The 6,061-nt window shown below is 56.6% G+C and carries 4 protein-coding genes; 3 read left to right on the forward strand and 1 reads right to left on the reverse strand.

What is annotated here, in order from left to right:
* Window positions 1-37 precede the first annotated feature (37 nt).
* Together ACTQWD_RS06660 and ACTQWD_RS06665 are read left to right on the forward strand one after the other, a co-directional pair.
* Window positions 38-823: an ABC transporter ATP-binding protein gene (locus tag ACTQWD_RS06660; protein ID WP_154514962.1), complete on the forward strand. Its 786-nt coding sequence runs from the start codon at window positions 38-40 to the stop codon at window positions 821-823.
* The gene (locus ACTQWD_RS06665; protein WP_441559579.1) at window positions 813-3,014 is read left to right on the forward strand and encodes an ABC transporter permease; all 2,202 of its coding nucleotides are present in this window, start codon (window positions 813-815) and stop codon (window positions 3,012-3,014) included. The genes ACTQWD_RS06660 and ACTQWD_RS06665 overlap by 11 nt, the downstream gene beginning before the upstream one ends.
* Before the next feature lie 454 nt (window positions 3,015-3,468).
* Here the strand turns inward: ACTQWD_RS06665 and ACTQWD_RS06670 are convergent, their stop codons facing one another.
* Window positions 3,469-4,434: a response regulator transcription factor gene (locus ACTQWD_RS06670; protein ID WP_441555041.1), complete on the reverse strand. Its 966-nt coding sequence runs from the start codon at window positions 4,432-4,434 to the stop codon at window positions 3,469-3,471.
* A gap of 330 nt (window positions 4,435-4,764) precedes the next feature.
* Between ACTQWD_RS06670 and ptcA the strand changes: the two genes are divergently transcribed.
* Complete coding sequence (ptcA, locus tag ACTQWD_RS06675) at window positions 4,765-5,838, forward strand: putrescine carbamoyltransferase (RefSeq protein ID WP_427728553.1); 1,074 nt, start codon at window positions 4,765-4,767, stop codon at window positions 5,836-5,838.
* The last annotated feature ends 223 nt before the right edge of the window (window positions 5,839-6,061 follow it).

The raw sequence follows: 6,061 nt of genomic DNA on the forward strand, positions 1-6,061 counted from the left end.
ATAGATGCCGTAGACTAATCGCAAGAAAGGACTCGGTATGCAAACCACGCACATGGCGACTCCGGTACTGGAAGTCGTGCATCTCGAAAAGGTATACGGAGCGCTGGGCAACGTGACCCGCGCGCTCAACGACGTCAGCTTTACCGTCAACCGCGGCGAATTCGTTGGCATCATGGGCGCTTCGGGCTCGGGCAAGTCGACGTTGCTCAACTGCGTGTCGACCATCGATAGTGCCACAAGTGGCGCGATCCGCATCAACGGCCAGGACGTGACGCGCATGAAGCAGGCTAAGCTTTCGCAGTTCCGCCGCGAGGAGCTTGGCTTTATCTTCCAGGACTCCAACCTGCTCGATACGCTCACGGCACGCGAGAACATCGCCCTGCCGCTCACCATCGCCCGCACAAACTCGGCAGAGATCTCGACCCGCGTGCAGGATGTGGCAGCGCGCCTGTCCATCAGTCAGGTGCTCGACAAGTATCCCTACCAAATGTCCGGCGGTCAGCAGCAGCGCGTTGCCGCGGCTCGCGCGCTCGTCACCGACCCCACCATGATCATGGCCGACGAGCCCACCGGCGCCCTCGATTCCAAGAGCGCTCGCCTGCTGCTCGAGAGCCTGGAGGCCCTTAACCGCCGCCTGCGCGCCACCGTGCTCATGGTCACGCACGACAGCTTTGCCGCCAGCTACACGAGCCGTGTGCTGTTTATTCGCGACGGCAAGATCTTCACCGAGCTGCGCCGCGGAGACACCGACCGCCGCGAGTTCTTCGACCGCATTATGGAGGTCGTTGCCATGATGGGCGGTGAGGGCTCCGATGCTCTGTAAACTCGCTTGGGGCAACGTCCGCCGCGCCGGCCGCGACTACCTCGTCTACCTTTTGACGCTCACCCTGGGCGTCACGGTCTTCTATGCCTTTAACACCATCTCGATGCAGGTCGACATCGCCGGAATCGATGAAGAGGGCTTGGCGCAGGTTATGGGCAGCATGCTCGGCTACCTGACGTACTTTTTGGCCGGTGTCATGGCCTTTTTGATGGTGTATGCCAATAACTTCATCATGAAACGCCGCAAGAAGGAGTTTGGCCTGTACCAGGTGCTCGGTATGGGGCGCGGGCGCGTCGCCACGATCATGGCGCTCGAGACCGTGATAGTATCGGTTGTGGCCTTTGTCGCCGGCATTGTGCTGGGTGTGGGACTCTCCCAGCTCATGACGTTCTTTACGGCCTCGCTCTTTAAGACACAGATCGCCAATTTCCACTTCTTTTTCTCGGTGCATGCGTTCAACCTGACCCTTGCCTGCATGCTCGTAATGTTTGTGCTCACGCTACTGCTGAACCTTCGCGCCGTGCGTCGTACCAAACTCATCGAGCTTATGGGTGCCGAGCGTCGCAACGAGAGCATCAAGACACGCAACCCCTGGATCGCGATTGCCATCTTTGCCGTGGGCGTGGTGCTTGTGGGCGTGGCCTATTACCGTCTGCTACGTGATGGGTTCCCGCTAACCGCGACGGACAGCAAGCTGCAAGAGGCCATGAACCAGTTTGGCATTACGACCGCTATGGTTACCGCGGGCACCTTTGCCCTGTTCTGGGGACTCTCGGGCATGCTTATCAAGCTGCTGCAGAGCCTGCGCGGCGTGTATTGGCGCGGCCTCAACATGTTTATCGTGCGCCAGCTTGCGGCCAAGGTCAACACGGTGTGCTTTTCGATGGGCGTCATCGCGATGCTCCTGTTTTTGGCCATCACCTCGGTGACGTGCGGTATGTCGATTGCCAATGTGATGAACGAGAATCTGGAGCGCTATACGCCGGCCGATATGTCGCAGACGTATGTCTATTACACGCCCGATACGCTCGACTACTACAAAGAGTATGTCAATCCGTCTGAGGCCGATCGCATGGTGCTGGCCGATACAACGGTCGATTTGTACCCCGCATGGCACGGTAAGGACAAGTCGGCGGACAACAACGACGAGACCGGCAAGAAGGTCAATATCGCCGATGTTGCCGGTGAGCATGTGCAGATCGATTCGTATCTAAGTTACCCGTTTGGCGGTTCGAGCCCTTCGGTGTCTGCGGGTGAGATGTGCAAGACCATGGGCGAAAAGCTTCCCAAGGCGTTCGGGGGTAGCAAGCCCGATGCGATAGGTCTGTTTGTGACGCCGGCGAGCCAGTACAACAAGCTGCGTCAGATGATGGGCGAGGAGCCGGTGAGCATTGGCCGCGACCAGTACTTGCTTACGTGTGATATGGGCGGTGAGCTGATCGACCTGTACACCAAGTATATGGCCGGCAGCCATGCCCTTACCTTGGGCGGGCATACGCTCAAGCCCGCAACCGATAAGTCGGACGAGGACACGGCGGCCATCGCCAACTCGGCGATGGGCAGTAATCCGGGTACCGTCGTCGTTGCCGACGAGCTGTTGTCCCAACTTAATCTGCAGCCGTATTCCAGTAGCCTGCTCGTTAACTACAAACAGGGGATGGATACGACCGAGGCAGACGAGAGCATTGAATACACTGTGCTCGACAATCTGCTCGTCGACGGCAAGGAGCCGGGATCGTGGGGAATCTTCATCACACGCTCCGAGATGTACACGCAAGCAGCGCAAATGAACGGTCTTATTAGCTACCTAGCCATCTACATCGGCTTTGTATTGGTCGTTGCATGCGCGGCGATTCTGTCGATCCAGCAACTCTCCAACGCGGCCGACGGCAGCCGCAGCTATCGTGTGCTGGCACAGATCGGCTGCGACGACCGCCAGATTCGCCATTCGGTGATGGCGCAGCAGGCGGTATTCTTCCTGTTCCCGCTGGCAGTGGGTCTGGCGCACTCCTTTGTGGCACTTAAGGTGATTATCGAGCTGGTGAGCATATTCGGAAATATGAGCATCGGCGGCACCGTGGGCCTCACCTGTGCAATCTTCCTAGCAGCATACGGTGGCTACTTCCTGGTGACCTACCTCATGGGCACCGGAATGGTGCGAGCTGCCATAGCCACCCGCTACAGCGAGTAACTCATCCAGTTTGGAATCATTGTAGGTTGAGCATAAGTCAGCGAAAGCGTCCCTAAGCGAGTAAAGTGACGTGAAAGAGGAGGGAAGCGTACTTCGGTACGCGACCGACGACTGAACGTCAGATTGCTCGCTCAGGGGCGCTTGCAGCGTCGAGCCGTTACGCGGTTTGGTAAAACCGCGTAACCCTTCCTTCGCGGCGGTTATTTGCCTATCTGGTGCGTCTCGGATGCAAGTGAGTAGACTTATTTAGATATGCCGAGCACATCGCGACAAATGTTCAATAAAATCGCAGGTCAGAGCCGCGGCGTTTAGGGCTGTGCTCGGCCTCCTGCAAAAAGTCTACTCACTTGGTCTTACTGCTAGAAGACCGCCGCAAGGGAAAGCAGCTCTCTTGCGGCGGATGGCGTTTGCCCAGATAAAACCTACCAAAATAAACCTGTCCCTTTTTGGCAGGTTAACGCTTCCAAAAGTGGAGGATGAGCGTGGTTCGGTTTTGCTGCTCGGTTTTGACCAGGATGTTGTGGATGTGGGTCTTGACGGTGCCCACGGCAAGGAATAGCTCGTCAGCAATCTCTTGGTTCGACTTGCCCAGCACAACCAGACGCAAAACCTCGGCCTCGCGGTTGGAGAGCCTGTAGGCGTTGCGATAGAAGGGCATTTGCTCTTCGATGTGTCGATCAAGATCGTTGACGTTCTTTTCCTCGGGCGCCTTCTCCATGCGAATTGAAAGCACGTGGTATGAGTAGATGATCAGCAGAATCGCAAAGTAGCACGCAAAGACGTTCTCGCTAAAGTTGCGCTCGGATAGATAAAGCTGCAGCCAAGAGGGTGCCAGACTCATGGGGATGACAAGGATGTTGTAGAAATCCTCGGCAACGATGCAACCGACCAGAATAGCGCCGATAATCAGGTGCTTTCGCTGGTTGTTAACGCGTGCCTTCAGCTCAACCTCCGTACTTTTATGAGCCGTCCAAAAGATATACAGTCCCACAAAGACAAGGAATACCTGACGCATCGTGTAGTAGAGCCACTGACGCATGGGGCCGGAGGGGACAGCGACGATAGTCAGCGACTCTAACAGCAAAAACGTTAAGACGGGGATAGTGAACTGCTTTTTTGAATGCTTATCGAGCAAGTCCATGGCAATCAGCCAAATAAAAGCCTGTGAAGTGGTCGCCACAAGGGTCCGAAACGCAGGCATGGTAATTGCGTAATAGTCGCTGGCCGGAAAAGTCTCGTTTTGCAACGTGTATTCAAAAAAGAAGATCTCGGTCATCTCGATGGCGTAGCAAATAAAAACGCCGCTGCCATAGATAAAGAAGCGTCGATGGGACGAGGCGTAGGCGGCAAGCGAAAGCACTGCCGTCACAATACAGATTACGAGTATCGCTAAGGTATAGAAGAACATGAGCGTGTCCATTTGTCACCGTCCTGCCTCATTTAAACTCTTATGGAGCCCGCTATATCCCACGGGTATACTTGTCTCAGCCGGTCGTTCCATTGCGGATTAGACGCCAGACATAGCATAGCCGTATACCGTTCGCGGTTCCAGACGGTAAACCCCCTGCAAGCCCGCTGCCTGCGGGTTTATATTGGTTTATAGAGGGTGTAACTCCGTGAACGGTCTTTAATCCCGAATAAACTAGGTAAAAATTGCACACGGGTGAATGATGGTCTTGTCAACACGAGGTGTGATGTACGAGCGCCTCACAGTAAATAAGTCGGCAAGACCGGCGGAAAGGAAATCGATATGGCACTGCCTAAGGATTTCATCGACACCAACGACTTCACCAAAGAGCAGATCCTGGCTATCGAGGATCTTGGCCTGGCAATGAAGAAGGCCATCAAGGTTGACGGTTATTATCCGCACCTGCTCCGCAACCAGAGCCTTGGCATGATCTTCCAGCAGGTCTCCACCCGCACCCGTCTTTCCTTCGAGACCGCCATGACCGACCTCGGCGGCCATGCTCAGTTCTATGGCCCTGGCACCATCCAGCTCGGCGGTCACGAGTCTCTGGGCGACACCGCTCGCGTTATGGGCTCGCTGCTCGACATCATGATGGCTCGCGTTGACCGTCACAAGGACGTCGTCGGCCTCGCCGAGGGCTCCGCTGTGCCCGTCATCAACGGCATGTCCGAGTTCAACCATCCCACGCAGGAGATGGGCGACCTCATGACCATGCTCGAGAACCTCCCCGAGGGCAAGAAGATCGAGGACTGCACCCTGGCCTTCATCGGCGATGCCACCCAGGTCTGCGTCTCCCTCATGTTCATCGCCTCCAAGGTCGGCATGAAGTTTGTCCAGTTTGGACCTAAGGGCCACCAGATCCCCGACGGCGGCCTGCACGTTGGCACCGTCGAGGAGCGCGCCGAGTTCGGCAAGCAGATGATGGCCATCGCCGAGGAGAACTGCAAGGTCTCCGGCGGCTCGGTTGTCATCTCTGACGACATCGAGTGCATCAAGGGCGCCGACTTCATCTACACCGACGTGTGGTATGGCCTGTACGACGAGGAGGTCTCGGGCGAGAACTACATGGACGTGTTCTATCCCAAGTATCAGGTCACCATGGACATGATGAACTTCGCCGGCCCCAACTCCAAGTTCATGCACTGCCTGCCGGCCACCCGTGGCGAGGAAGTCGTCGACGAGGTCATGGACGATCCCGAGCGCTCCCTGTGCTGGGTCGAGGCCGAGAACCGCAAGCACTCCATCCGTGCTCTCCTTGCCGCCCTGGGCAAGCGCACTCCGCTCAACGACGAGGGTGTCGAGTACTCCGCCAAGGCTGAGCTCCACGCCGCTCTCGAGGCTCTCGAGCAGCTCTAAGCCTCAAGGCTTCTAAAAGCATGTTTGCGGGCGGTGGATGCTCGTCTCCTGTCGCCCGCTCACCGAGGCCCAAGCAATTGCCTTAATACCTTAGGGCCTCGAATCTGTCCAAGACTGAGCAAAGGATTAAATATGAGTGACGGAAAGAAAAAGCTTTCCTTCCTGACGGTCATTTCGACCATCATCTGCGTCGTCTTCGTTTGCGAGGCCGCCGCTCCTGCTG

The sequence above is a fragment of the Collinsella sp. LCP19S3_B6 genome, assembly GCF_052121815.1.
GTDB lineage: Bacteria > Actinomycetota > Coriobacteriia > Coriobacteriales > Coriobacteriaceae > Collinsella.